Here is a 25,483-nt window from a genome sequence, read left to right on the forward strand (position 1 = left end):
AAACTACTATACCTGAATATGTAAAGTTTTGTAACGAGATTCAACATTTCTGGGGTAAAGGTACTGGATTAGGTTTATCTATTAGTTATCAGATTATAGTAGATAAGCATAAAGGAAATTTATGCTGTAATTCTATCCCTAGTGAAGGTACAGAATTTGTGATTGAAATTCCGATTAAACATTGAACTTCTATAAAAGAGTGACATACTTTTTCCCATTTTTTATTAATAAAATTAATGATTAGACCGCGCAAGTCTTTTGCTCAACATTGGCTCAAAAGTGACAAGGCTCTGGATGCAATTATTAAAGCCGCAGAATGTGATGGGAGCGATGGACAAAGCCCCGCCTCCGGCGATCGCATTTTGGAAATTGGCCCCGGTACAGGTATTCTCACTCGGCGTTTACTACCCTTGGTGCGATCGCTCGTAGCAGTGGAAATCGACTTTGATTTGTGCAAACAGTTAGCCAAGCAACTGGGAAAGAGGGAAAACTTTTTACTATTGCAAGGGGATTTTCTCACCTTAGATTTACCATCCCATGTAGCCGCATTTCCTAACTTTCAACGGCAAAATAAAGTAGTCGCTAATATTCCTTACAACATCACAGGGCCAATCATTGAGAAATTACTAGGGACGATCGCCAATCCTAACCCAGAACCTTATGAATCTATAGTCCTACTGGTGCAGAAGGAAGTAGCGGAAAGGTTATATGCTAAACCTGGTTCAAGAACTTTTGGGGCTTTGAGTGTGCGGGTGCAGTATCTCGCTAATTGTGAATTTATTTGCACAGTTCCCGCAGGCGCATTTTACCCACCGCCCAAGGTAGACTCAGCAGTTGTGCGGTTACGTCCCCGACAGATAGAAACACCAGTAGATAACCCCCGAAAATTTGAGAATTTAGTCAAACTGGGATTTGGAGCGAAACGTAAAATGTTAAGAAATAATTTGCAATCGGTGGTGGAACGCGATCGCCTGACCCACTTACTGGAACAATTAGAAATAAATCCCCAAGTTCGAGCCGAAGACCTCAGCATTCAGCAATGGGTAACATTAGTAAATCAGTTAACACTGAACAGCGAACAGTAAACAGACTGATAACTGATTCCCAATAACTGACTCCTCATAACTGATAACTGATATGCGTTCATATACTCTCATTGCTCCCGCTAAAATTAACTTATATTTAGAAATCATCAGCGATGCCTACGGCGGGCTACGCCAACGCCCCGATGGTTATCACGAGTTAGCTATGATACTTCAAAGTATTGAACTTGCTGACAAAATTCACATCAAATCTCTAAGTGCTGAAACCATTCGCGTCAACTGCAATCATCCACAAGTACCCACAGATCAAAGTAATCTCGCATACCGAGCCGCAGCACTCATGGCCGCGCAATTTCCCCAAGCCTTAGCTGAATATGGGGGTGTAGAAATTACCATTAACAAGCATATTCCCGTAGCTGCTGGATTAGCAGGAGGTTCGACAAATGCCGCCGCCGTATTAATGGGCATAGATTTATTATGGAACTTAGGACTAACAAAATCCGAATTAGAAGAACTGGGTGCTACCCTTGGCTCAGATATTCCCTTTTGTGTGGCGGGTGGAACAGTGATTGCTACAGGTAGAGGTGAGCAACTTTCGCCTTTAGCCAGTTTGGATACTATATATATAGTATTGGCAAAATATCGCAGTCTGGAAGTTTCCACAGCTTGGGCGTATAAAACCTATCGGCAAGAATTTGGCAATTCTGCTCTCAGAGATTCGGAAAACTTAGCCGCCCGTGCAGCCGCAGTCCATTCAGAAGCCATAGTTAAAGCTATCCTAAATCAAAACCCAGGAGAAATTGCCGCAAAACTGCACAATGATTTAGAGCGTGTAGTTTTACCCGCTTATCCCCAAGTCTTGCACCTGCGAGAACTATTTGCTAGTCAACCACAGGTTTTAGGAACCATGATGTCTGGTTCTGGCCCCACGGTATTTGCTCTAGTGGAGTCTGAAGAACAAGCACAAGCAGTTAAGTTACAAATGCGCGCAGCAATTCCTGATGAGGATTTAGAATTGTTTGTGACTCGTACTATTACACAGGGGATTCATCTAGCATCATCAGTTTAAACAAATTTTTCCCCCTGGGATTGAGCGCAGTGGAAACCTAGCACCAGAATACTAAGACACACAGAAAATATGAATGATCCAAAAATCACACAACCAGAAAATCAAACTCAGGTTCCGCCAACTCCCTTACGTTGTATAACGGGCGCGGTATTTTCTGGAGGTTTGGGATATGCTATGTATGCTCTGATGATATCCATAGCCACTACTTTTGCTGCTAAACCTATCCATTCCGATAACCCAATAGCAATGAATATTGGTTCTGCTGTTCGGACTTTGGTTGTCGGTGTAGTTGCTTTGGGAACTGGGATATTTGGTATAGTTACTATTGGCTTGTTAGCTTTGGCAGTTCAATTAGTATTACAGCAATTGACGAAGCCAAAAAATAATTAACCTAAAGGTGCATAGTTTTCATATTCACGGCGATAATTGATGGGTGAGTGCAGCTTGTGAGTATTGGAAACTTGAGAAAGTTGGTTTTGGTTTCTCCAAATTTTGGGAGGTATACCGTGATCTTGGCGAAACTGGCGGGAGAAGTGACAAGCATTTTGGTAGCCCAAGGCTATAGCAATCTGCTCTATAGTATCGTTAGTATCCCGCAATAAAAGACGGGCGGCGGCCATGCGACGCTTGACAATCCAGCAATTCACAGTTTCACCTGTTTTTTTCTTAACTCTACTTGTTAAGTAAGCTGGTGAATAACCCACCGCCTCGGCGACTTTAGATAAAGTAATTCCCCGATGATAATTAGCTTCAATGTAGTCGAAAACTTCTTTGAGATGGGGAATGGCGGGAAAAATTGAGTTATCTGTGGTTCCAGGGGCTGATTCGGGTATTTGATGAGATTTAGCCGCATACCAGCGATGCAACAAAGATTGTTTTTCTAAGCGGATGGCGATCGCCTTGAGTAATTCCTCTAAGGTAGAAGGTTTGGTAAGATAGTCATCTGCGCCCAACTCCATCCCTTTACGAATATCTGTTTGATGATTGCTACCAGTGAGAAAAATAAAGGGAATAATCGCAGTTACCGGATCTTGGCGCATCGCATTGAGAACGCTATAGCCATCCATATCGGGCATGACAATATCACAAATCACTAAATCAGGTAAATAGGTTTGTGCTTTTTCAATACCAATCCGACCATTTTCTGCAACTATAGTCTGAAAACCTTCAGCCTCAAGTCCTCTTAAATAAAGATGACGAGTAGCAGTATGATCTTCAATGATCAGAATTGTTTTCACGGATTTCTGTATGAGTGACATAGATTTAACAAGAGGAAAATTAGTAAATACTCTGTTGAACTCAAGAATTTCATTTCACAGCCGGTAGCATGATCGTAAATGTTGTACTAACACCCACCTCACTTTCTACAGCAATATGACCTTTATGTAAGTCCACAAGGGTTTTGACCACAGATAAGCCTAGCCCAGTACCAGGAAGATTGGGAATATTACTACCTCGATAAAATGGCTCAAATAATCGCTGTTGATCTGTAATAGGAATCCCCACACCTCTATCTGTCACTTGAAAAACTACTTTTCCACACTCATAGAAAAGTTTAAAATCAATCACGCTGTCCTGATCAGAATACTTCATAGCATTGTCGAGCAAATTTGCGATCATTGGTTGTAACAGTGTTTGATCCATACAAGCTTTGATATGGCTACCTTGACTGACAAAATTTATTCGTTGCTCACCAGCACTTGTCTGCATTTTTTCAATTAACTGATTGCAGAAATCAACTAGGTTTAGTAGTTGAGCATCATAGTTGAGTTTAACTGCTTCTAATTTTGCAAAAACCAGAATATCCTCTAACATCTTAGTCAGATGTTCTACACCGGATTGAATATGATCAATTAATTGTCTGGTTGTTTCCTCCTGAGATTCATTAATATGTCTTTTAAGTAAGCTATTGGAGAATGAAATAACATTTAAGGGATTGCGGAATTGATGGCAAACCATAGACATAAAATCTGCTTTTATTTCCCTGAGTTGTTTAATATTTTCTAAACTTTGGCTCAGGTGTAATTCTGTTTGTTTATAGTCAGTGATATCAATACCTGCAATTACTTGTATTGGTGTTTCTGGCTCATCTAGAATTACTACTGCACAAGCTAACCAGCGCTCAGTGCCAGTTTTTTCCACAATCTTAATTTCCTGATATTCTAAATCTTTATTGTCTACCTGTTTAGGCTTTTTGTTTTTGAATAATTGGCACGGATCAAAGCCAGTTAATAATTCTTTTTTTGTATAGCCAGTTATGATCTCTGCTGCGGGGTTTATATAGCATAATTGCCCAGATTTAATTACAAAGATGCTAACACTATTTACTTTTATCCAATCATATAAACTTACTTGATTTAGCTGGATAAATTGTTCTGTTTCTGTTGATTCTGTAACGTCCCAAACACTCCAAATTTTACCAATAATTTCACCTTCTAACCATTGTGGCTGAAAGTATTGAGCAAAAGTTCTATCATCTTTTAACTCCAAAATATCTACCTTTCCCAGCAATTGGTGATCAGGTAATGGGTATTTTAGTTGGGTTTGGCAAAAATCTTGGTATTGAATATAGCTTTTGGATAGTAGCAGAGAATTGGGCATTTGCCACATATCCACAAATTTTTGATTAAAATTGACAATCTCACCGTCAAGACTAACTGTGACAACACCATAAGCAGTAGATTCAAGAGTAGAACGCAATATTGCCAAGGATTGTTGAAGATGTGCTTCTTTTTTCTGGAGTTCAGCAATTTCTGTTTGTAAGTGATTTTGTGTATTTTTTAATTCATCAATCCACTGGTACATACTCCCCTCTACTCTTTCGTCACTTCTCTCGCAGCTAGAGTCCAACTTCTGATGTAAATAATCTATGTAGGTAAAGGTAATTTCCAACAAAAATCTTTAAGTTCTGGGGTGCGATCGCCATTTAAGGTCAGCTTAGAGAGATCCAATTCAGGGAACATATTTTGCTATTCCTTTAACCAATGGTGTTTAAAAAATCGTCAAATCACATTTTATGGTTTGATCGCTGATTCACACATTATTTAATAAAAATAATTTTGATGGCAATTATTCTCAGCTTGCTTTTTTGCCCTTAATTTTAGCCATATAAAATAGCTAGGTTAAATTTATTGACATATTTAGTTTTCATAAAAATAAAAACTTTTTCAAAATAGAATATATATGAAACCCATAAAATTAGTTAAACATGATCATATCTTAATATGGGGTCAAAAATTATTTTTTCTAAACTTAAATTCCATCATTTAAATTTCATTATTTTACGATTTTATTTTAGATATCTAACTATAAAATAAAGTCCTAAATCATCCATCATCAGGTATAGCTTTTTTATGACATTTACATACGCATTATCAGAATATCTCTCCAAAGTTATAAAAACTGTAACAAATAAATGTATTAATAGCTACATTTTCTGAATTACTAAATATTTAGTATAAACAAATACTAATATTTGGCCAATTCATTGGTTTTATTTTTCTGGTGATGATATGTTGACTTGGCGTAACATCAGTAAAATTTTGGCAATTTTTAAATGAAATGAATAAAACAATACTTTATATTTATCCGAGCTATCAGTAGATCCATATTCCCTAGATTTATCAGAATGAAGTCCCATCAATAACCGTAAAAAGTTATAAACTATTGATTTGATGGGGTTTGGAGAGCAGAACATTGAAACTTACAAGGTTCACAACGACTGTAAATGTTGTAATTTTGTAATTGATAACTGACTATACTGAGTGCTGGGTTGTATTAAAAAATATAAATTTTAAGATTTTTTTTGTGATTCCTATCAGGATAAATTCAACTTTACCGAAACCTAGCACAGTAGTAACTAGTAACATATGCAACTTTAAGATACATAGAATTTTATGCCGTTATTAGTAAAAATGTGCATTATACAATAGAATAATAAAATAAAAAAAGAATTTAAATTCTGATCTTTTGAGATGACCAAATACCATTGAGTATTATTTTTTATGTGTAGAGAGGATTTAAACCAGAAGCCTGGAATGTTAATAAAAATCAAGAAATGACAATAGCGAAAAAAAAGATAAGTCTATCCAAAAATTGTTCATATACCTGGGGCTAAAATTGATTACTCTTAATAAAGAAGCTGCTTCTGCAACACGGTTTATCTATAGGGGGGTAGTTTAACTAGATATATATGAAGCAAATCAAAATGCTGACTAGTTAAATCCACCCCTATTTTCCCAAGTAACTGGTAATTCTTGTAAATGCTTGTTAGATATAGGAATCATATTTGATTTCTGAAAAACACGTAGGGTGCTGTATAGCCCAAGGGGCATGGCTCCGCTAAAGCGAAGCGTAACGCACCATCCTGAAAGCCTTTCGTGCGTTACGACGTTCCGTCTAACACACCCTACAACACCTAGATTTTTTCAATAATCAAACCGTAGTCCTATATCAGCTTTTTGTAATATCAACTGTTTCTGATACAAATTGTAATTTTACAACTGACGATCTGAAAGCTAAGTCCGAGGATTTAAGATTTTAGATAAAAATCAAAATCAATATCCAATCTAAATGCAGGACTCAATATAATCAAGAGGGAAAGCTATGAATCAATTAAATAGTAGTGCTAGTACACAAAACAGTAAGAAGATTAATACAGAACAAATTGAACAAATTATCAAAGCAATCATTGCTGGAAAATATTCCTGGGCTTGTGTATTAATTTTGCGTTTTTCTGGCTATAATCCTATAGATTACATACCCTATCGTACCTACATTCGCCTAGTGAAAAATAATTGCTTAGGGGAAAGTTCCAAGTCGAAACATAGGGAGAAAAAAGAAGTATTTGACATCAACTCCAACTGGATTGGACTCTAAATAAGTTGGTGAGAATAAATCAAACGAGGTCAAGCAATATGAAATTGTTGTGATTTAGTTTTTAGTAAAGACTACACCTTATTTGTAAATCCCTGACGGGTATGACTGCGTTTACTGCGTCATCACTCCGAACCTTTAATTATTTACGCCTTCCTACTGAGGGTTTTCTAATTTTGTTTTATTTCCGAGTCAATTTATTTCCAGTATACATAGCAGCTCATGATTTACCCAATGACTACTGTTAACGCAGGTTTACAACCAATGGTGAGAGAAATTGTTTGGCACAAAAAGCAAGAAGTGGCACAAATGCATCAACAGATGTCTTTGGCTTCTTTGCAACGCCAGTTAACTGCTGCGCCAACGGTACGAGATTTTTGGACTGCTTTACAACAAAGTCATAATAAACCTGGAGTAATTGCAGAAGTTCAGAAAGCATCACCTATTTATGGTAATATTTGCCCAGATTTTGATCCTGTGGCGATCGCTAAAGCCTATGAGCGAGGTGGTGCAGACTGTATATCAGTTTTCACTGAAACAGCATTCTTTCATGGTAGTTTAGAAAACTTGCGGGCAATTCGCCAGAGAGTTACCTTACCTTTGTTATGCAAAGAGTTTATTATTGACCCTTGCCAAATTTATTTAGCTAGATCAGCAGGAGCAGATGCTGTACTATTAATTGCAGCTATTCTTACAGATCGTGAGCTGCAAGACTTTCTCAGAGTGATTCACTATCTAGGGATGAATGCTCTAGTGGAAGTGCATAACTTAAGTGAACTAGACCGGGTACTGAAGCTAGACGACATTCGCTTAATTGGGATTAATAACCAGAATTTAGAGGATTTCACCATTGATACCAGCATTACACAGGAGTTGCTGGCTGCTAGGCGATCGCAATTACAAAACTTAGGTGTGATAGTTGTGAGTGAGTCTGGACTATACACACGTGCTGATTTATCCCTCATGGCTGAGGCTGGTACAAATGCCGTGATTGTGGGAGAATCTTTAATCAAACAAGAAGATATAGAGCAGGCCTTGCGCTGTTTAGTCAAAGGTTAGACAGTCCCAGGCTCCAGGCTAATGCTGGAAAAAGCCTCAATATTCAGTTTTAGCTCGCTCAAGCGGGCTATATTTATGTATATTATATGTATACAAGTAATTTTCAACCTATCCCCTATTCCTGGCCATAACATCCCGAACCATCTGAAATTAGCTAGAATAGTTAAATATTTCACAACGAAGCAATACCTTTGCAACAAAAGCGTCACAAATAATATCTACCTTATTAGTAATACATTTAAAAATTCTGAAAGCAAGCAATGAACAAGCAAGTAAATGATAAAAATTCCTCTTTTACTCATGGTGAAAACCAAAACAAAGCGCCTTGGAAAAAAGTAGCCGCCTCTTTATCACTTGTTCTACTGGGGTCAGGTATGACCTTCGCCGGTGGTTATGTGGCTGGAAACCCGCAGCAAATATCCGAGAGGACATCAAACCTGGCATTTAGTCGCGTTAATGCTGCACCACCATTACCAACAGCAACAGGTGCTAACTTCGTGACTCAAGTTGTGCAGAAAGTGGGGCCTGCTGTGGTGCGGATTGAAGCGTCTCGAACTGTCACCAGTCGCTTACCCGCTCAATTTAATGATCCATTTTTCCGGCAATTTTTTGGATCTCAGCTACCTGAAGAACAAAGCCGGGTACAACGAGGTACTGGTTCTGGTTTTATTCTCAGTCAAGATGGGAGTATTCTGACTAATGCCCATGTAGTAGCTGGCGCGGATACAGTCAGAGTCATCCTCAAAGATGGTCGCACCTTTGAAGGGAAAGTCATGGGGCGCGACGAATTAACAGATGTAGCTGTAGTTAAAATTGAAGCCAACAACCTCCCGACGGTAGAAGTGGGGAACTCCGAACAATTGCAAGCGGGAGAATGGGCGATCGCCATTGGAAATCCTTTAGGATTAGATAATACAGTCACTACCGGCATCATCAGCGCCACTGGTCGCAGCAGTAATCAAATTGGCGCACCGGACAAGCGAGTAGAATTTATTCAAACCGATGCTGCAATTAATCCTGGGAACTCCGGCGGTCCGTTATTAAATGCTCGTGGTCAGGTAATTGGCATGAATACAGCTATTATCCAAAGAGCGCAAGGACTGGGTTTTGCTATTCCCATCAACACAGCTCAACGCATCGCTAACCAACTAATTGCTACAGGTGAAGCACAGCACCCCTATTTAGGCATTCAGATGGTAGCGTTAACACCTGAAATTAGGGAACGTCTCAACTCCGACCCCAGTAGCGGTGTGACTGTGAATGAAGATCAAGGCGTACTAATTATGGGCGTTATGCCCAATTCACCCGCCGCTCAAGCCGGCTTACGTGCTGGGGATGTCATCCAACAGCTAAATGGGACATCAGTAACAGAAGCCAGCAGTATCCAAAAAGCTGTAGAAAATGCTCAAGTTGGAGGAGATGTGCGCTTAGGATTGCGTCGCAATGGGCAAAATATTAACCTAGCTGTACGCGCTGGAGCTTTACCTCGTCAACAAGTCCAGTAATTAGTTAATTGTATTTCATGCCGGATAAAGCACAGGTGAATGGAGATAAATCTGCACTTGATCCTCATGATCAATTCTGTGTTATTTATCCCCACTCCCCACTGCTAATTTCCCACTAAATACCGGATACCCAGAAGTAACAGAAAAATACCATATAACTTCTTGATCATGTCACTGCTGATAAATGGCTGATTAGCAAATAACGCTCCCAACAAATTACCCACGATTAGACCAAGGGCAATCAATACAGCATATTTGATATTTATTTGGTTGTTGCGATAATATACTGCTGCGCCTAAGATGCCAATGGGCAAAATTTGGGCTGCAATAGAAGTTCCCGTAGCAAACTTTTGATCCAAGCCAACTAGCAACACCATTGCTGGAACCATAATTGCACCACCTCCAATGCCAAACATTCCCCCAGCAATACCTGCTACTAAACCAATGAGTAACATTTGAATCACTATATTAGACATATTGATGAGTTTTTATCTAAGAGGATGGATTTGGGTAACATTCCGTGAACCCCTTTTTGGGGAGTATTTACAACTTGGGTAATATGAAAATTGACAGCTAAACTACACAAAACATAAGCATCTTCCGCCGACAAATTGGCGAAACCTTTGAGAAAATCAATCATATTGCTTACGGCTAGTTCTAAAGCTGTGTCTAAAGTGGGAGCAAAACCCATTGTAATAATATCAGTCGGGGTTTCGGCAATTGGTGTTGTAAGTTGTAAATCTTGACGCAAAGTTAGCTTAATTCTACCATTCATCGAGGTTTCAATCGCCGTCACGTTCACTTCTCCATCTCCTTGGGCGGAATGTCCATCACCAAGGGAAAATAATCCACCGGGAACAAACACAGGTAAAAATAAACGAGAACCTGCTTGGAGTTGACGGTTATCAATGTTACCGCCATAACTACCGGGTGGAATGGAATTGCGGGAATGTTCTGGGGTAGCTACCCCAAGGATACCAAAAAAGGGTTTTAGAGGAATTTTGATGCCACTATTAGCGGGAAATTCGGCAATATTGTTGGCTAAATCTAGGGGAATAAATCTTAGCGCAGGTTGCGTAAATTGTTGTGGTAACGCGCCCCAGCCGGTACGAATGGCATTAAACCCAACTGGTAAACTAGGTGCGATCGCCTGTAATTCTACCTCTAATACATCACCTGGTTTAGCACCTCGCACATAAATTGGCCCGGTTAGTAAATGGGGACCGCCAGCTACTTTCAATTCTGGGGCTAAATTTTGACAAATATCCAATAATGCTGATGTCAGAAACTCCGGTGGTGCTTTTTCATAAACGTAATAGCCAGTGTAAGTCTCCACATCTATGGTGTCGCCGGAATCAATTGTCAATACTGGTGTGAGTAAATCGGAAAAACCACCTAGATGCACAGTGTCTCTGGTAGCTTTTAAAATGTGATGTGTCATTTATAGCTGGGGAGTAGGGAGTAGGACGTAGGGTAAAAGCCTTTCGATAAAACCTGTTTCCGGCTATACATGGACAAGTACCTGAAAAACGTATACAATTTGGCTAATTATAATCAAACCACTTATTGTAAAGTTAACCAAAGCATAGTAAAAATTTTATGCTGATTTAGGCAGCTTTCACCAGCATTCTATTAATATAAAAAAGTCTTGAGTAAGGAAGGGCAAGAAAAATGGATGTGAAGCTTATTTTAGCGGGATTAACAGTTATATTCAGTGTTGCGTGCTTGTTCTTTGGCACTAAAAATGGCTATTATGATTCAGACAACTATCATGGAAATGGTTCTGCACATTAATAAAACACAATTGAATAGAGGCAAATTCTACTTAAACCCAAGTTTAATTGTTTAAGCTGACTCAAGCAGAGTCTAACCTGATCAAAAATGTCTGTTGTGAATGTGTAGCGGCGCATTACAGAAACTTGCCTCTAGATGATCAAACCAAGATTTAGAATAATGCTTGGCTTTTGAGGTATGTTGATGATTATCAGGTGAGAGCGGAGGAAAGGATGAGGGATAATCTGTGGGCATCCTCTGGCGTTGATGCGGAAGAGTTAACTACTGAGTTAAACTGTTTGCCTTACAGTGTCCAGCATCATGATGAGGGTGTGTGTTTATTAGTACGGATGGGGCCACACCGGATTTTATTAGATTGCGGATTGGGGGATATTTCATCATTGCTGAGTTCGGTGGCTAGTTCACCTATACCAGCAGATTTAGTTTTGGTCAGTCACGCCCACCCAGATCATGCTAGAGGATTGTTAGACCTGCATCAGAGTTTTCCTCTCTTGCCTATCTATGCTAGTGAGGTAACGAGTAAGTTACTACCACTTAATTGGCTAGATCAAGATCCCCAAAAGATTCCTCAAGTTTGTCATGCTTTACCGTTGCGATCGCCTATAGAAATTCAAGCAGGTCTAGTAGTAGAATTATTTCCCTCCGGACACTTACCAGGGGCGGTAGCAATTTTACTAACTTATAATAATGATCAGCGTGCTTATAAGTTACTGTATACTGGGGATTTTTTCTTATCAAACTCCAGACTGGTGGAGGGTTTACGTTTAGAAGAATTACGGGGATTAGAGTTAAATGTACTGATTATTGAAGGTACTTACGGCACATCCCGTCATCCCCACCGCCGTCACCAAGAAAATCAACTAGCGGAGCGAATTAATCGGGCGATCGCCGAAGGTTTTTCTGTACTATTACCAACACCAGCTTTAGGTTTGGGTCAAGAACTGTTGATGTTATTACGTTCCCATCACCACTTCACAGGTAGGAATTTAGATATCTGGGTGGATGGTGCAGTGGCTGCTGGTTGCGATGCTTACCTAGAACTACTACCCCACTTACCGCCATCAGTACAGAACTTCGCCCGTCATCAACCCTTATTTTGGGATGAGCGTGTCCGTCCGCGAGTGCGGCGCTTACAGCCAGAAAATCTCACTACTGTAGGGAAGTCTCCCTGCATTGTGCTGACAGACTCCACAGCCGATTTAAATCAATACTGCCAAAAAGACACTGGGCCTTGGATTATCCTATTACCAGAAAAAATTGATATAAAAATTAATCCCAAATATTCAGCCAGCACCACCGATGAAAGTTATCTCCTCGCCCAACACAGTGATGGACCTGGAACAACGCAGCTAATTCATAATTTGCGTCCCCAGCACGTGGTTTTTGTCCACGGTTCCCCGTCCTACTTAGCGGATTTAACTAGCTTAGAAGAATTACAAAACCGTTATCATGTCCATTCTCCACTAGCTGGTACTTTAGTAGAACTACCCATTGGGGAGACATTCTTACAACCTGCACCACCAGAAACTAACTATGAAGGTGAACTCACAGAGTTAGGAACAGTTATTACAGTTACCTTACCCAATACCATTACCGATGACCCTCGTTGGCGACAATTTGGCGATACTGGTTTAATTGAAGCGCGTTGGCAAGGTGAAGAACTAGTATTACGGGGATTATCCCCCAGAGAACTGCTGCATCAAAATAGCGATCGCTACAGTTCGTCTGATATAAATTGTTGTGGGACGTGCCGACACCAAAGAGGACAACGGTGTTGGAATCCCGCCTCTCCTTTATATAACTTTAAAGTCACCCTTGAGGGATATTGTCCCGCCTTTGAAAGCTTATCTGATTCTGAAACCCAAACTTGAGGGATGAGTCCTCCTTTGAAAGCTTATCTGATTCTGAAACCCAAACTTGAGGGATGAGTCCTCAGTTACCTAGAATACTGAAGACTCACCAAGATTTTTCAAGATCCGATGAATCGCATCTCTACTCAGGATTAGATTCGGGAGAATGTTTGTGAATACGCTCTGATTCTGGACAATCTTCCGTCATCAGAAACTCTATATTACCCCGTGGCACTGAGGCTAACTTTTGGGTTACAGAGCCAATGCTTTCTAGACGAACCATTTCCTCCCAAGCGCACACTTCGTCTTCTTCATCTGTTTCGTACCGTAGAGTCACTAAATCCCCTTCTATATCGAGGATGCGGGCGCGTTCAATCCAGCGTTGCTGGTCCCGCAAGAATACACATACCTCGCGCCCATCGCAACACAGTTGATAAATCTTGCGGTGTAGCATGTACTGCTTCTACCTTTTTAAACAACGTAGTTAAACCTGTAAAATTTGGGTTTTACCCCATTATTGAGATACACCTTTGAGAAATTAGTTCCGTGGTTCAGAACTGCTGTAGTCTTATAATTGTACCCATAGAATTGCTCATTTTGGACAAAATTTAGAGTAATTTTTACTCACAGACTCACAGCTATTCTACCCGTTGAACACAATTTCCTTCAGGTCTTCAGCTAATATCTACCTTATAAAGGTGACACAATTCGGTAATGCTCCTAACCACGTGAATGTGTGCTGGTGAGTATTTCCAAAAGTTTGTAAGAAAAAATACTCCAAATCAAGCGTTGATCGCGGTTGTTTGATTTGCTTACTTGTAGTCATGGGCATTGCTGGAAAGTCCGGGAACTCTGCTTTATTTTATCCCTATGTATTTGATCTTAACTCATCTCCTGCCCACTTAATTCTTTTCTACAACAATCGGTGAGGAGTTTTGAGTTGACACACTAAAAAGTTGAAGCGCAGTGTGCCTGAGATCAGGGTTTTCCCGCTACTATCCCATGACAATATTACCCAAGTTGATATTGGGGGAGAAATTCCATAGGCATGGCGGAGGATGCTTCTCTTTTAATTTGACCTGCGGCGACTGCATCATATAAAGATGAGAGGACTGCCAAATCCTCTCTTCTGTAGCACTTAGTGGCTAAGACTTGATGGATTAAACCCTCAGATTCAACACTAAGATATCCAGTTTGAAAGGCAGATTCAACGAGTGTGCGAATCATTTTGCTTAGGGTATGGTGAATATTTTCTCTTTATATATTGTGGAGTAGGTCTTTGCTTTATTCGTTGATATGAAACTGCTACCACGGTTGATTCTAATCACAAAAATTTGTAATCTGGATCACAATATATTTTTCACCAAGTTATTTTGAGGCGGCTAAACCATTCCCTAATCTCTCAAATTAAATTAATCTAGCTGAGTCAGAATGGATGTAAAGCTTACCTAGACTGGTTATTGGTTATCCAAAATATCATATTCACCTGATGGAAATTTCTCTTTTATGGAATTGTCAAGTAGTTTTTGGAGAAACTCAGAAATCTGATGTGGAAGGTTAGCAGCTTGGTTATATGATGTTTATAGCGGGTTGTAAAAAGAAAACTAGAAGTACAGGTAAATGTATAAATCATAACTTAGTAATTCATGGCTACTGGAAAAATTGCCGAAAATCTTCATCTTTTTGACTCAATTTCACCCAGTCTAAATTAAGAGCGCTAAATTTTTGTACTAAGCGCTCGCACGCCGGGCGTTCAGTGGCATAATGTCCAGCATCAACTAAAATCAGATTGCGATCGCGGCTTTCCTGAAACTGATGGAATTTACAATCAGAAGTTAAATAAACTTGAGCTTGAGTTTTGACTACCGCCCCAATAAACCCAGCACCAGAACCGCCTAAAACAGCCACGCGGGAAATTTTCTGCTGTAAGTCCGCAGTAGGTGAAAAAATCAAATGAGCCGGAGACAATTTAGTTTGAATGTTAGCCAGTAACTTTTGCAAACTCATAGATGACTCCAGTACACCAACACGCCCATAACCCAATCCTCCTTGTGTGGGTACTATGGGAGTAACTGATTGCAAGTTTAAAATTTGAGCCAAAACATCAGCAGTACCATCTTGTACTTGGTCAAAATTTGTATGGGCGCTGTAGATCCCAATATTGTGCATAAAAGCTAATCTTGCCATTTCTGCAATTGGTTCACCACTACACAAAGATTTAGGAGGATTAAAAATCAGTGGATGATGGGCAAAAATTAGATTAGCATTGAAAGCGATCGCTTCTTCCATAACAGCTAAAGTTGGTGTTAAACAAACCAGCACCCTTGCTTTTTCTGATAACACACCAGGCTGGATTTGCCAACCGCAATTATCCCAGCTTTCACACCAAGCAGGATTAGCCCATTCCTCAAACCAAGTAATTAAATCAATAATTTTCACAAAAATACAATCCCAGGAAACTAATATATGATTATTTAGTTCTTTAACTAGAGTGACTTGCTCAAATTTACAACAGATTATTCAGTTTGCAGAAAAAAATCAGAGTTCACTGCTAACAAACAGCGAAAAGTTGGGAACTCTTAGTTTATGGACAAACGCCAATTCATAGGGGAACACATTGATGCTTTCAACAAACGGCGAATATCAATCTTGGGATATAAAAGAAACAGTTTTGCCTGTAGCGTCAAGTTTAACAGAATCTGAAAACACACCCACAGAAGTAACTACCGGCTGTGTTACCAAGTTTTACGGTCATTATCGTGATTCAATGGCAATGTATAGCCCAGCAGATACAGTTGCTGAGTATCTTGATGCACACAAATCCTGGTTTTCCCGTTGTGCGGAACCAATGAAGGTGCAACCCTTGGGCGCAAATGGTTATGCGTTGATTATTGGTCGCTTTGGCTCTTTTGGTTATGATGTAGAACCAAAAATTGGCTTAGAATTGTTACCACCAGAGGAAGGAATATATCGGATTCGGACAATTCCAGTCCCAGACTACCATCCACCAGGGTATGATGTGGATTATCAAGCATCGCTACAGTTGGTAGAAAAGGCAGTTGACAACTGTTCTAGCGGTTTGAGTCAGATGACACAAATTGAATGGGAATTAGATTTAGTAGTTGATCTGCACTTTCCCAGATTTATTCAACGATTACCCCAATCCTTAGTTAAATCTACAGGCGATCGCCTGCTGAATCAAATAGTCCGTCAAGTATCACGCCGTTTAACCCGCAAAGTCCAAGAAGACTTTCACCAATCTTTGGGAGTTCCCTTTCCTGTTAATTCTCGGAAAAAGCGCCAGGGAGAATAACACAGGAGGGGAGATCATCGGGAGTAAGATTGATTTACCGAAAATTTGGGTTTAAAGCCCCGTCCTTATAGGACGGCTTTGGTGATATTATGTTTTTAGCGGTAAAGCGCACAAATAAAAAACGAAGTAGGTCAAGCGGACGACTCCTGATCCGGAACCCTGGTAGTAAAAATCCTCAATCTTGTATAAATGTGGGAGTAAAGCAAAAATTCCAGAAATCGTTTCAAACGCGGTCGGGCAGTCCGTGTATGCTTGTGGACGTATCCAAACGGGGAGATTTGAATATTTATTTTATATTCAGGTTTCTAGAGAGGGCGGATGAAGCAAGAATCCTCATGCCTTTAGGCTGAGGAGTGTCAAACTCCTCCCCCTCCCTGTAGCGGAACTAATAACTAAGCATTAGTCAGGATTCTTTGTACAATTTGTATCCCAGTGATAGCCTGCCAAGTAAACAAGCCTAAAATTACAAAATTTAGGGTAATGTGAGTCATTCGCGCCCAATTTGCTCCCTTTTGCATAAAAGGAGATAAAGAAGCGGAAAATGCAATTAAACCAGTCATTCCTAGTCCAGCTAGTAAATGTGGCCCCACAAATAACTTACCGTTATTGATATAGGTGACAGCCATACCACCAAGCGCACCTACCACCATCAAGCTTAAAAGTATAGAACCCACTTGATGGTGTTTAACGTTATATTTACCTTTAATCAGTTCTTTCTTTTCATCCCCTTGCGCGCCTCTAGTCCGTTGTACTTGTAGTCCTGAGTAAGCAGCGTAAAGTGAGATTGCTAATAGTACCCACATGGTGACTGGGTGAAAAAAGTTTAGCCAATATTTAACGTCAGATGACAGTTCTAAGGTCATAGTGTTCTCGCCCAATTCTTAAATCTTCATAAAAATTAGCATAACGCTAATTTCTGTGATTAAAGTTGCTAGAACAAAAATATCTGAGGAAATCACGAATCGTCAGAAATTCGCGGATTGTCAAGAATTATTCTGCTTTCTTGCGAAAGTAGTGAAACAATTTCAGACTAAATTTGGGGAAGAGACTGAGAAAACCTGCTTTGTCCGGAAATATTGATTATGGAAAATCAAGATATATTGCTGCTCAATTCTGCTAAAAGTGGCGATATGGAGGGGTTGTGTAGGCTACTAACTACTGGTGCTAAGGTTGACGTTGGCGATCGCACTGGGACAACAGCTTTAATGTTTGCTGCTAACTTAGGGTACACCGAAATTGTGCGATCGCTACTAGATGCTGGGGCTAACATCGACTTACCCAGAAAACGCTATGGTTTAACAGCTTTAATGCTGGCGGCTAGTAATAATCAACTTGACATTGTGCAGCTTTTAGTATCCAGAGGTGCTAATATCAACGCCATTAACGAAGATGGCAGCACAGCTTTAATGGCTGCTACAGTTAAAAATCATCTTGATATAGTGCAATTCTTGCTAAGTGCTGGTGCTGAAGTAAATATCACAGACAAAGATGATGATAGCGCTGTGAAATTGGCGATAAAATCCGGTAACACAAAAATCTTGCAACTACTTTTACAGCATGGGGCTGATATCAATATCGTATATCAAGAAGGGGAAACACTTTTAATGATTGCGGTTGATGTGGGAAATTTAGATATTGTCAAAGTGTTACTCGCAGCCGGAGTAGATGTCAACCAGAAAAATGAACATGGTACTACAGCACTATTAGCAGCAGCAGCTACAGGACATAGTGCGATCGCATCTACTTTACTAGATCAAGGCGCTGAAATTAATCTCCAAGACAAAGATGGCGAAACAGCTCTACATCTAGCCGTTGTCGAAGGTTATATTCATCTAGTGGAATTATTACTTAAGCGAGGTGCAAATCCTCAAATTACCAATAATCTCGGTGATACATCTATTCTAGTCGCCGCCTTACAGGGACATAACCAAATCTTACAACTATTATTAGGTTCTGCTAACCAGATAAATCAAACCACCCTTGGCATACCCCTGATGTTAGCAATATCCCAGGGAAATATTGAAATAGTACAAACATTACTAGATTACGGAGCTAATGCCAATACCTTCGGCAATGATAGCAAAACAGCCTTAATTAAAGCCACAGAAGGAAACTACACCGGAATTATCCGGTTATTGCTGGCCAAAGGTGCAAATATAAATTTTCAGGACTTAGCAGGAGCAACAGCATTAATGTGGGCAGTATCTGGAGGCTATAGTGGAGCTGTACAGATATTACTGCAAGCAGGAGCCGATGTAAATCTGAAAAATCGCGGCGGTTATACAGCTTTAATGATTGCCGAATTTAACGGTTATAAAAATATAGTTCAGAGTTTACAAAAAGCAGGCGCACAGGAATAATTGTTTGAATAAATTTAGGACTTACGCAAGAACTCTCTTAAACCCTCTTAACTTTGTGTACTTTGTGTCCTTTGTGGTTTGTTTATTCCTAATTTTGCGTAAGTAATGAAATAATCAAAACAATAAAACTACATCGTCAGTTTTATCAACTGGCTACGCCGGAGTAACAAAAAAATTGAAACACAAAGATATAACAGGCAAAATGTTTTTCCCTCTGTGTTTCCTACTGTGCTAGATATGCCTAATATATAAGGTTTTGTTCTAGAGAACAGTATTATAAAAAGCAGTTTTTTGGTATTATAATGAGACAGTAGTTATTAAATGAGCCAAATAGCCACACACAAGAACATACCTAATTTATGGATAGGTATTGGTTGTCAAAAAGGTAGTTCACAGAAATTGTTCGCCACAGCAATTGAGAAAGTATTTCAAGAAAATCAACTCAACGAAAATGCGATCGAAGGTGTTGCTACTATTGACAAAAAAGCCTCAGAACTGGGGTTAAGAGAATTTTGTAATCTACGCAGATTCCCATTAAAAATCTTTTCCGCCGCAATTTTATCTACTGTTCCCGTACCCAACCCTAGCAAAACCCCTCAAAAACAACTGGGAACCTCTAGCGTAGCGGAAGCAGCAGCTATTCTCGCCGCCTCCCATACTTTCCCAGGGTTAGGAATTACCCAAGATGTAGCGAATACACTAACCACAGAGGCACAAATAACACAGAGAAATCAGGATTTGAGAGATATCTTGCTATTAGTTCCGAAATACATTTTTCGTTTACGAGGAGAACCGGGAACGGTAACAGTAGCGGTGGCTTGTGTTACAGAATTTTGCGGAAAAAATAGCTAATTAAACTAGAAACAATAGTCAGCACAATTGAACCGAAAAAAGCGGGTAAGAAACCTTCAATTTCAAACCCATAACCAGGAGTAAGGTTACTGGCCAACCAAAGAGTTAACCCATTAATCACAAATGTAAACAAACCAAAGGTCAGCAAGGTAATGGGAAAAGCTAAAATGCTTAAAATTGGTCGAATAAAAGCATTAACCAAACCAATAATTGCTACTGCTACACAAGCAGACATAAAATTGCTGACATCAAAGCCAGGAACAACATTAGCAGTGATTAGCAAAGCCACCGCAGTGGTTATCCAAGTGAGCAAAAAATGTTTCATCTCTTAATCAATTAAAATTAGCTATCGTCTCAATAGTGCTTCCCACGTAGCACCACCAACCACACCGTCAACCTCCAAACCATAGCGCTGTTGTGCAGCTTTTACTGCTGCTTCAGTTACTAGACCAAAATCGCCATCGACATTACCAGTCAGCAAGCCTAGTTGCTTGAGTCGTTCCTGTAATTTTCTCACTTCAGAATTACGCATTCCTAAACGCAAAATGGGTAATCCTTGAGCTGTATATTGAACCCCAGGAATTTGACCTGGAGTTTGGGGAGTCGGTCTAGGTTGGGTTTGGGGAGTGGGTTGATTTCCTCTGGGAGAAATGGGATTTGCAACTGGTGTAGGTCGAGTAGGAACAGGAAAATTGGGGTTGAAATTAGATGGTGGATTTGATGATGATGTTCTCGGTGCAAATGGTTCCGAGGGGAATAGTCTTTGCCAAGTGATAGCATCAACAACACCATCTGGATTTAAATCAACTGCACGCTTGAATTGAGAAACAGCCAAAGCTGTAGCCTCTCCGTAAACACCATCCACTGTACCTAAGTAGAAACCCAAAAGTCTTAAAGCCGCCTGAAGTTCTGATACTGATTCCCCTCGACTACCGACTTTCAGGGTAGGACGATTAATACCGCCTCTGGGAGTTACTTGGGCAATTTTTTGGGATAGTGCAATTGCTACTACCCCATTAGAGGTCATAAGTAACAACGTAGATGAAAACAAGAGTAAATAATAAAACTTACCTGTCTTCCAGCAACGAAATGCTTTTAGTGACTCAAAGTAGTTCAATATACTTGTTGTCAGACTAACTTGCATGGTTTTTCTTCCAGAACTTATGGTGCTAATATTACACCTGCTTGAATATATAAAGTAGCTGATGCAATGGCAATTTTAACCTAAAACGGCATTAATTACTGTTTCTTGACCAACTAAAGAGATATAAGGTGACTGTAAATACTTACAAGCGGCCGCTATGGTGTCTTGAACAGTGACTGAGGTAATTAATTCTGGAAACTGGTGATCAAAATCCAGACCTAAACCAGATGTTTCATACCAGCCGTATATTTGGGCAATTTGACCGTTAGTTTGTTTACCCAAGGCATACTGCCCCAAAATTTTGTTTTTAGCAGCTTGTAGGGCAGTTTCTGATACTTCTGTAGTACAGAGTAAGTCTACTTCGGAACGTAGTCCTTCTAGGGCTATACTGGTATTCTCGGCTGCTGTACCCATGTACACTACAAATGAACTGGGATCTAGCCTTGTCGGATAAAATGCCGATACTTCGTAAGCTAAACCCCGCTTTTCCCGTAATTCCACAAACAAGCGGCTAGAAAGTCCATTACCTAAATAGGTGGACAACAATTTTAAAGGAGCATAATCTGGAGAAGTGATGGATGCGCCTAAATAACCCAACATGACAATTGATTGTTGTGTTTTGAAAGGTTGTAGCCTTTGCTGGGGTTCTGGTTTAATTGTTGGTAAATTTAGTGATGGTAAAGGTTCTGGCGGAATTTGCCAATCCCCAAAAACTTGCTCTACTAGTTGGACTGCATCTTCTACAGTGATTCGCCCAGCAATACTAATGACGAGATTATCTGGACGAAAATGGGTTTGATGATACTGCACTAAATGATCACGGGTTAAACCACTCATTGTGGTTTCATCTCCTAATATTGACATAGCATAGGGATGATTTTGATAGATCATCTGCCGCATTTGGCTAAAAGCAAGGCTTAACGGTTGCTCTTTTTGAGAGCGAATATTTTGTAATGCTAAACGTTTTTCTAGTTCTACTTGGTCTGCGGGAAAGGTAGGCAATCGCAATATTCGCCCTGCCAATGTTAAAATTTCCTCAAAGTCAGATGTCACCGTCTTTAAAGACAACAAAGAATAATCAGTAGCAGCATTAGCACCTAAACTGGCTCCCACAGATTCCACTTTTTCTGCAACTTCCCAAGTGGAAAGTCCCTCGCATCCTTTTGTAATCACTTCTGACAGCAAATGAGCTAACCCAGCTTGCTCCCGATTTTCGTAACAACTACCAGCACGGACAAATATCCGCGCCGCCACAATATCTGCAACCGGATTTTCTGTCAGTAAGACGACGATACCATTGTTTAATATAGTGCGATGAATAGCAGGAGAAGATAAAGTAGGTTTCACAATTATCAATGATCAATTAACTATAGTTATTATCGGTGGTTAGCTGATCATTTGGTAGTGAATAATTACCCTGCAACCTTCGTCACTTTATAGCAACCGCCAAAAACCGCCAAGGACGTTAGGGCATATCTTGTACCAAGCCCTAGCGATTAGAAATCGCGGCTATACAAACAAAGTCCGCCTACGCGGACTAACGAAAAAACAGGGATTTTGAACCCACGTAGGTGGCCTTCCCTACGGGAAGACGCTTCGCGTCACGCCTGTATAGCCGTGACTTCCAGTCGCCAGGTGCAAGATATGATTTAGGGCATTAACTGATTATAAAAATTAGACACCGAAAGGCTTTTACCCTACTCCCCATCTGTATATCAGGTAAATAAAATTAAAGCCCCCAAGTTTTCCTGACTTTAGGAGCTAAGAAAAATTTTAAGTCCACCGCAACGCCGTTTTACCTAAGTTTATGACCTGGTTAAACCAGGTGGGTGCCGACTGTCATCGTTTTAAGTTTCCGGGTACTTGCCCGGTTTACTGCCACGAGACTTGTTAGCTGCCCTTTGCATTAAAGACATAGATCAAAAAACTTGATGGCAGTCACCAACGTCGCAGTGCAACTAGCTTATTATAGCTTTCTCACAGAGGTTGTGTGTTTAGTTGTGAGAATTTTTTTGGGAATTTAACTGGGATACCAGATAGATTCTATGGTGTGGGCTATGGTAATCATGGTATCTCGACTCTGATCATCCGATAATACAGTTACGTGTCCCAGTTTCCGTCCTGGACGGGATTCGGTTTTGCCGTACCAGTGAACGAATGCTTGGGGAATTGCGGCTAATTTTTGGCGCTGGCTGTGGTAATGGCTGGTGGAAATTTCATATCCTAGTAGGTTAACCATGACAGCACTAGCACAATGTAAAGCCGGATTTGCTAAAGGTAAGCCACAAACTGCTCTCAAGTGTTGCTCAAATTGCGATGTTTCACAAGCATCTATGGAAAAATGCCCAGAATTATGGGTACGCGGGGCAATTTCATTAATGAGAATTTTACCTGCTTTGGTGAGAAATAGTTCTATGCCAAAAACCCCCACGACTTCTAGGCTATTTAAGAGGGTATGGGCGATCGCCTCAATTTCTGCCACTTGATTCGGTGTAAGATCAGCAGGTGCAATCACTCGCCGACAGACCTGTTGCTCTTGTTGGGTTTCCACCACTGGGTATGTCACCACCTCACCTTCCACAGAACGAGCCGCAATTATGGCTAATTCTCGCTCAAAAGGGACAAATTCTTCAATTAAAAACTGAGCTTGACTTGAAGCTACATCTATGCTATGTAAATTCAGCTTTTGCTGCAAAGATGCTAAATCTTCAATAATAAAAGTCCCTTGACCATCATAACCATGTCGTCTTGATTTTAAAACCAGAGGAAAACCCAGTTGTTCTATTTGAGAAGAGAGATTTTTTGGCTGTGACAGGGCGAAAAATTGCGGGACGGGTAAACCTAAATTTTGTAAGTAACTGCGCTGATCATATTTATCTAAAAGCGGAGTTAAAGCCTCTAACCGAGGACGAAAGCAAAAGCCTTGATCTTGGATTAAAGATAAAGCATCAAGATTCACAAATTCATTTTCAAAGGTAATGATATCAGTCCTTTTGGCTAATATCTCTGTAGATAGAGCATCATCAACATTTGCTAATATAGCATCCTGGGCGATCGCCACAGCCGGATCATCAGAACTAGGAGTTTGTACCACCAATTCAACGCCCAACTTTTTAGCTGCGTCCCCCATCATCCAGGCCAGTTGACCACCGCCAATTACACCAACACGCTTCATCGACATCCTAGAGAATAACGAGTTTCTACGCCAGTCTTAGAGTTTACACCACTAGCCTTCCCACACAGTTCTTTAATTTGCGCCCCATCCAAAATTGCATCAGTGAAATCTGCACTATCTATATTCACATCAGTAAAAGTGGAGCGTAGCAACAGAGCCTCTATAAAAACAGCATCGCTCAAATCAGCCCCGGCGAACTTTACCTGATCCACCATAGCATTACTTAAATCCGCCCCATGCAGATTTGCTTGAGTCATTACCGAAGCACTCATCACTGCTCCCCGTAAATCAGCATCTGCAAAATTAGCTAATTCCATATTGGCGTTAGAGAACTCCGCCGCTTGTAAACTTTGCCCAGAAAAATCCCGCCTAGCTAACTCTGCATTACTAAACGACATCGGATGAGTCCAATCTGCCCAAGCTGGGGAAGCTAAAAACCATACAGTAACCCCTAGAATAAATGCTAATCCTTGTTTCCAAAACATAATCAAGTATTTAATCGCTCCTTTTAGCTTACCCCATTTGAATTTGGGCTTAACCTCCGTAGGTTGGGTAGAGGAACGAAACCGAAAAACGATGAGATAATGAAAGTCCCCAACATCAGGTTCGGATAGCTTGGTAGGTGGCAAAACCAAATATCCCGTAAGTGCGGTTAATTGACCGGGGATTGGTGGGCGATGATAGCACCAACCTTAATTTTAAGATTTGCTAACTATTTACAACAGTTCGTATACTTATTTAACAATACTTCATCTTGTGGTTCACAAGTAAAGATTATTGTATTTTGAGTTCAACATTTACTAGGGACTGCTAGTCTTTTATTAGGTGAGCATTTAAGAAATTCTTGTTGTGTATAAGTGTTTTAGACAGCTTTACAAAGCGAGAACTTACTCTCACTTCCTCATGATTAATTAACTATTTAGGAATCTCTCACAAATCTATATTCACTAACTACACAAATTCGACAAGTCTTAATTACTAGCACTGTTATGACTCATTACTCTATTGATTGGATTGAAGCTTGGTGTCAAGAAAATGGCTGGACAGAATTATTTGTCGAACGCCGTAATAACTATTGGGCTTTTCCCCCTGGATGCGTAATGCCAGAACCAATTCCCAATCACGTCCTCAACTTGATTAAAGCTCAAAATGGATTAACTTTTGAGGAAAGAGTCTGGTCAGCATCAGCAGTAATTAGCACAATTGTAGCTATCATTTCTACATTTGTATTTAAGTGTCCTATGCCATTAGTTTTAGCCTTCGCTTTTAACGCTGTGACTGTGGCTCAATTTGAAATGGAAGATGCCTAAAGAGTTTACCCTGAGCGAAGTCGAAGGGTCAAAAGTTTTTAAGCCTTGGCGATTAGAAATCGCCATTATATCTTGATCTATCTCCCCTCCTCGCTTGCCTACGGTGTACACACAAGTAGAAGTAAACTACTAGG

25 protein-coding genes and 1 other RNA gene are annotated in these 25,483 nt (G+C 40.2%); 12 read left to right on the forward strand and 14 right to left on the reverse strand.

Features of this window, described 5'->3' with window-relative positions; translation table 11 throughout:
- From ACM0OP_RS17975 to ACM0OP_RS17990, 4 genes are all read left to right on the forward strand, one after another.
- The coding region (locus ACM0OP_RS17975; protein ID WP_414529791.1) for an ATP-binding protein at positions 1–185 on the forward strand (185 nt) is incomplete at its 5' end.
- Positions 186–236: 51 nt separating this feature from the next.
- Positions 237–1,085, forward strand: a complete 849-nt coding sequence (rsmA, locus tag ACM0OP_RS17980) for a 16S rRNA (adenine(1518)-N(6)/adenine(1519)-N(6))-dimethyltransferase RsmA (RefSeq protein ID WP_414529792.1) — start codon at positions 237–239, stop codon at positions 1,083–1,085.
- Positions 1,086–1,137: 52 nt separating this feature from the next.
- Positions 1,138–2,112: a 4-(cytidine 5'-diphospho)-2-C-methyl-D-erythritol kinase gene (gene ispE / locus ACM0OP_RS17985; protein WP_414529793.1), complete on the forward strand. Its 975-nt coding sequence runs from the start codon at positions 1,138–1,140 to the stop codon at positions 2,110–2,112.
- Between the two features lie 69 nt (positions 2,113–2,181).
- Positions 2,182–2,502 carry a DUF3082 domain-containing protein gene (locus tag ACM0OP_RS17990; protein WP_414529794.1) on the forward strand — a complete coding sequence of 107 codons (321 nt, stop codon included), beginning with the start codon at positions 2,182–2,184 and terminating at the stop codon, positions 2,500–2,502.
- On the opposite strand, the gene ACM0OP_RS17995 is transcribed toward ACM0OP_RS17990, so the two are convergent.
- The gene (locus ACM0OP_RS17995; RefSeq protein WP_414529795.1) at positions 2,499–3,371 is read right to left on the reverse strand and encodes a response regulator transcription factor; all 873 of its coding nucleotides are present in this window, start codon (positions 3,369–3,371) and stop codon (positions 2,499–2,501) included. The genes ACM0OP_RS17990 and ACM0OP_RS17995 overlap by 4 nt on opposite strands.
- 49 nt (positions 3,372–3,420) lie before the next feature.
- Positions 3,421–4,917, reverse strand: a complete 1,497-nt coding sequence (locus tag ACM0OP_RS18000; RefSeq protein WP_414529796.1) for a sensor histidine kinase — start codon at positions 4,915–4,917, stop codon at positions 3,421–3,423.
- A 1,800-nt stretch (positions 4,918–6,717) separates the two neighbouring features.
- On the opposite strand from ACM0OP_RS18000, the gene ACM0OP_RS18005 reads away from it, so the two are divergent.
- The 3 genes from ACM0OP_RS18005 to ACM0OP_RS18015 all read left to right on the forward strand — a co-directional run bounded on the left by ACM0OP_RS18005 (position 6,718) and on the right by ACM0OP_RS18015 (position 9,551).
- Positions 6,718–6,990, forward strand: a complete 273-nt coding sequence (locus ACM0OP_RS18005; RefSeq protein WP_414529797.1) for a HetP family heterocyst commitment protein — start codon at positions 6,718–6,720, stop codon at positions 6,988–6,990.
- A gap of 219 nt (positions 6,991–7,209) precedes the next feature.
- On the forward strand, positions 7,210–8,046 hold the full coding sequence (gene trpC / locus ACM0OP_RS18010) for an indole-3-glycerol phosphate synthase TrpC (protein WP_414529798.1): 837 nt from the start codon (positions 7,210–7,212) through the stop codon (positions 8,044–8,046).
- Positions 8,047–8,306: 260 nt separating this feature from the next.
- Positions 8,307–9,551, forward strand: a complete 1,245-nt coding sequence (locus tag ACM0OP_RS18015; protein ID WP_414529799.1) for an HhoA/HhoB/HtrA family serine endopeptidase — start codon at positions 8,307–8,309, stop codon at positions 9,549–9,551.
- Positions 9,552–9,655: 104 nt separating this feature from the next.
- Here ACM0OP_RS18015 and ACM0OP_RS18020 read toward each other — a convergent pair whose 3' ends face one another.
- Positions 9,656–10,027, reverse strand: coding sequence for a TSUP family transporter (locus ACM0OP_RS18020; RefSeq protein WP_414529800.1), 372 nt, complete (start codon positions 10,025–10,027; stop codon positions 9,656–9,658).
- Complete coding sequence (locus ACM0OP_RS18025) at positions 10,015–10,992, reverse strand: acetamidase/formamidase family protein (protein WP_414529801.1); 978 nt, start codon at positions 10,990–10,992, stop codon at positions 10,015–10,017. The genes ACM0OP_RS18020 and ACM0OP_RS18025 overlap by 13 nt, the downstream gene beginning before the upstream one ends.
- 565 nt (positions 10,993–11,557) lie before the next feature.
- Here ACM0OP_RS18025 and ACM0OP_RS18030 point away from each other — a divergent pair.
- Positions 11,558–13,216 carry an MBL fold metallo-hydrolase gene (locus tag ACM0OP_RS18030; RefSeq protein ID WP_414529802.1) on the forward strand — a complete coding sequence of 553 codons (1,659 nt, stop codon included), beginning with the start codon at positions 11,558–11,560 and terminating at the stop codon, positions 13,214–13,216.
- A gap of 121 nt (positions 13,217–13,337) precedes the next feature.
- Here ACM0OP_RS18030 and ACM0OP_RS18035 read toward each other — a convergent pair whose 3' ends face one another.
- The 3 genes from ACM0OP_RS18035 to ACM0OP_RS18045 all read right to left on the reverse strand — a co-directional run bounded on the left by ACM0OP_RS18035 (position 13,338) and on the right by ACM0OP_RS18045 (position 15,634).
- Positions 13,338–13,649, reverse strand: coding sequence for a DUF6679 family protein (locus tag ACM0OP_RS18035; RefSeq protein ID WP_414529803.1), 312 nt, complete (start codon positions 13,647–13,649; stop codon positions 13,338–13,340).
- A gap of 557 nt (positions 13,650–14,206) precedes the next feature.
- The gene (locus tag ACM0OP_RS18040; RefSeq protein ID WP_414529804.1) at positions 14,207–14,422 is read right to left on the reverse strand and encodes a hypothetical protein; all 216 of its coding nucleotides are present in this window, start codon (positions 14,420–14,422) and stop codon (positions 14,207–14,209) included.
- A 423-nt stretch (positions 14,423–14,845) separates the two neighbouring features.
- The gene (locus ACM0OP_RS18045; protein WP_414529805.1) at positions 14,846–15,634 is read right to left on the reverse strand and encodes a Nif3-like dinuclear metal center hexameric protein; all 789 of its coding nucleotides are present in this window, start codon (positions 15,632–15,634) and stop codon (positions 14,846–14,848) included.
- A gap of 181 nt (positions 15,635–15,815) precedes the next feature.
- Between ACM0OP_RS18045 and ACM0OP_RS18050 the strand changes: the two genes are divergently transcribed.
- Positions 15,816–16,508, forward strand: coding sequence for a DUF1997 domain-containing protein (locus ACM0OP_RS18050; RefSeq protein WP_414529806.1), 693 nt, complete (start codon positions 15,816–15,818; stop codon positions 16,506–16,508).
- A gap of 392 nt (positions 16,509–16,900) precedes the next feature.
- Here ACM0OP_RS18050 and ACM0OP_RS18055 read toward each other — a convergent pair whose 3' ends face one another.
- Positions 16,901–17,371 (reverse strand): DUF4079 domain-containing protein, encoded by a 471-nt coding sequence (locus ACM0OP_RS18055; protein ID WP_414529807.1) that lies wholly within the window; start codon positions 17,369–17,371, stop codon positions 16,901–16,903.
- Positions 17,372–17,590: 219 nt separating this feature from the next.
- On the opposite strand from ACM0OP_RS18055, the gene ACM0OP_RS18060 reads away from it, so the two are divergent.
- Positions 17,591–18,868, forward strand: coding sequence for an ankyrin repeat domain-containing protein (locus tag ACM0OP_RS18060; protein WP_414529808.1), 1,278 nt, complete (start codon positions 17,591–17,593; stop codon positions 18,866–18,868).
- Positions 18,869–19,189: 321 nt separating this feature from the next.
- The gene (locus tag ACM0OP_RS18065; protein ID WP_414529809.1) at positions 19,190–19,720 is read left to right on the forward strand and encodes a cobalamin biosynthesis protein; all 531 of its coding nucleotides are present in this window, start codon (positions 19,190–19,192) and stop codon (positions 19,718–19,720) included.
- Here ACM0OP_RS18065 and ACM0OP_RS18070 read toward each other — a convergent pair.
- The 6 genes from ACM0OP_RS18070 to ACM0OP_RS18095 form a co-directional block, all read right to left on the reverse strand.
- Positions 19,692–20,045 (reverse strand): phage holin family protein, encoded by a 354-nt coding sequence (locus ACM0OP_RS18070; RefSeq protein ID WP_414529810.1) that lies wholly within the window; start codon positions 20,043–20,045, stop codon positions 19,692–19,694. The two genes, ACM0OP_RS18065 and ACM0OP_RS18070, sit on opposite strands and share 29 nt — an antisense overlap.
- Before the next feature lie 21 nt (positions 20,046–20,066).
- Positions 20,067–20,864 carry a peptidoglycan-binding domain-containing protein gene (locus tag ACM0OP_RS18075; RefSeq protein ID WP_414529811.1) on the reverse strand — a complete coding sequence of 266 codons (798 nt, stop codon included), beginning with the start codon at positions 20,862–20,864 and terminating at the stop codon, positions 20,067–20,069.
- 75 nt (positions 20,865–20,939) lie between these two features.
- Positions 20,940–22,211 (reverse strand): M16 family metallopeptidase, encoded by a 1,272-nt coding sequence (locus tag ACM0OP_RS18080; RefSeq protein ID WP_414529812.1) that lies wholly within the window; start codon positions 22,209–22,211, stop codon positions 20,940–20,942.
- 428 nt (positions 22,212–22,639) lie between these two features.
- Positions 22,640–22,823, reverse strand: a non-coding RNA gene (ssrS, locus tag ACM0OP_RS18085) — 6S RNA.
- Positions 22,824–22,884: 61 nt separating this feature from the next.
- Entirely contained in the window at positions 22,885–24,039 is a 1,155-nt protein-coding gene (locus ACM0OP_RS18090; RefSeq protein ID WP_414529814.1) for a 5-(carboxyamino)imidazole ribonucleotide synthase, read from the reverse strand.
- On the reverse strand, positions 24,036–24,524 hold the full coding sequence (locus ACM0OP_RS18095) for a pentapeptide repeat-containing protein (RefSeq protein WP_414529815.1): 489 nt from the start codon (positions 24,522–24,524) through the stop codon (positions 24,036–24,038). Before ACM0OP_RS18095 ends, ACM0OP_RS18090 begins: the two co-directional genes overlap by 4 nt.
- A 504-nt stretch (positions 24,525–25,028) precedes the next feature.
- On the opposite strand from ACM0OP_RS18095, the gene ACM0OP_RS18100 reads away from it, so the two are divergent.
- Positions 25,029–25,349: a slr1957 family protein gene (locus ACM0OP_RS18100; protein ID WP_414529813.1), complete on the forward strand. Its 321-nt coding sequence runs from the start codon at positions 25,029–25,031 to the stop codon at positions 25,347–25,349.
- The last annotated feature ends 134 nt before the right edge of the window (positions 25,350–25,483 follow it).

It is taken from the genome of Nodularia chucula CCY0103 (assembly GCF_963923915.1).
In the GTDB taxonomy this organism is placed as follows: Bacteria; Cyanobacteriota; Cyanobacteriia; order Cyanobacteriales; family Nostocaceae; genus Nodularia; species Nodularia chucula.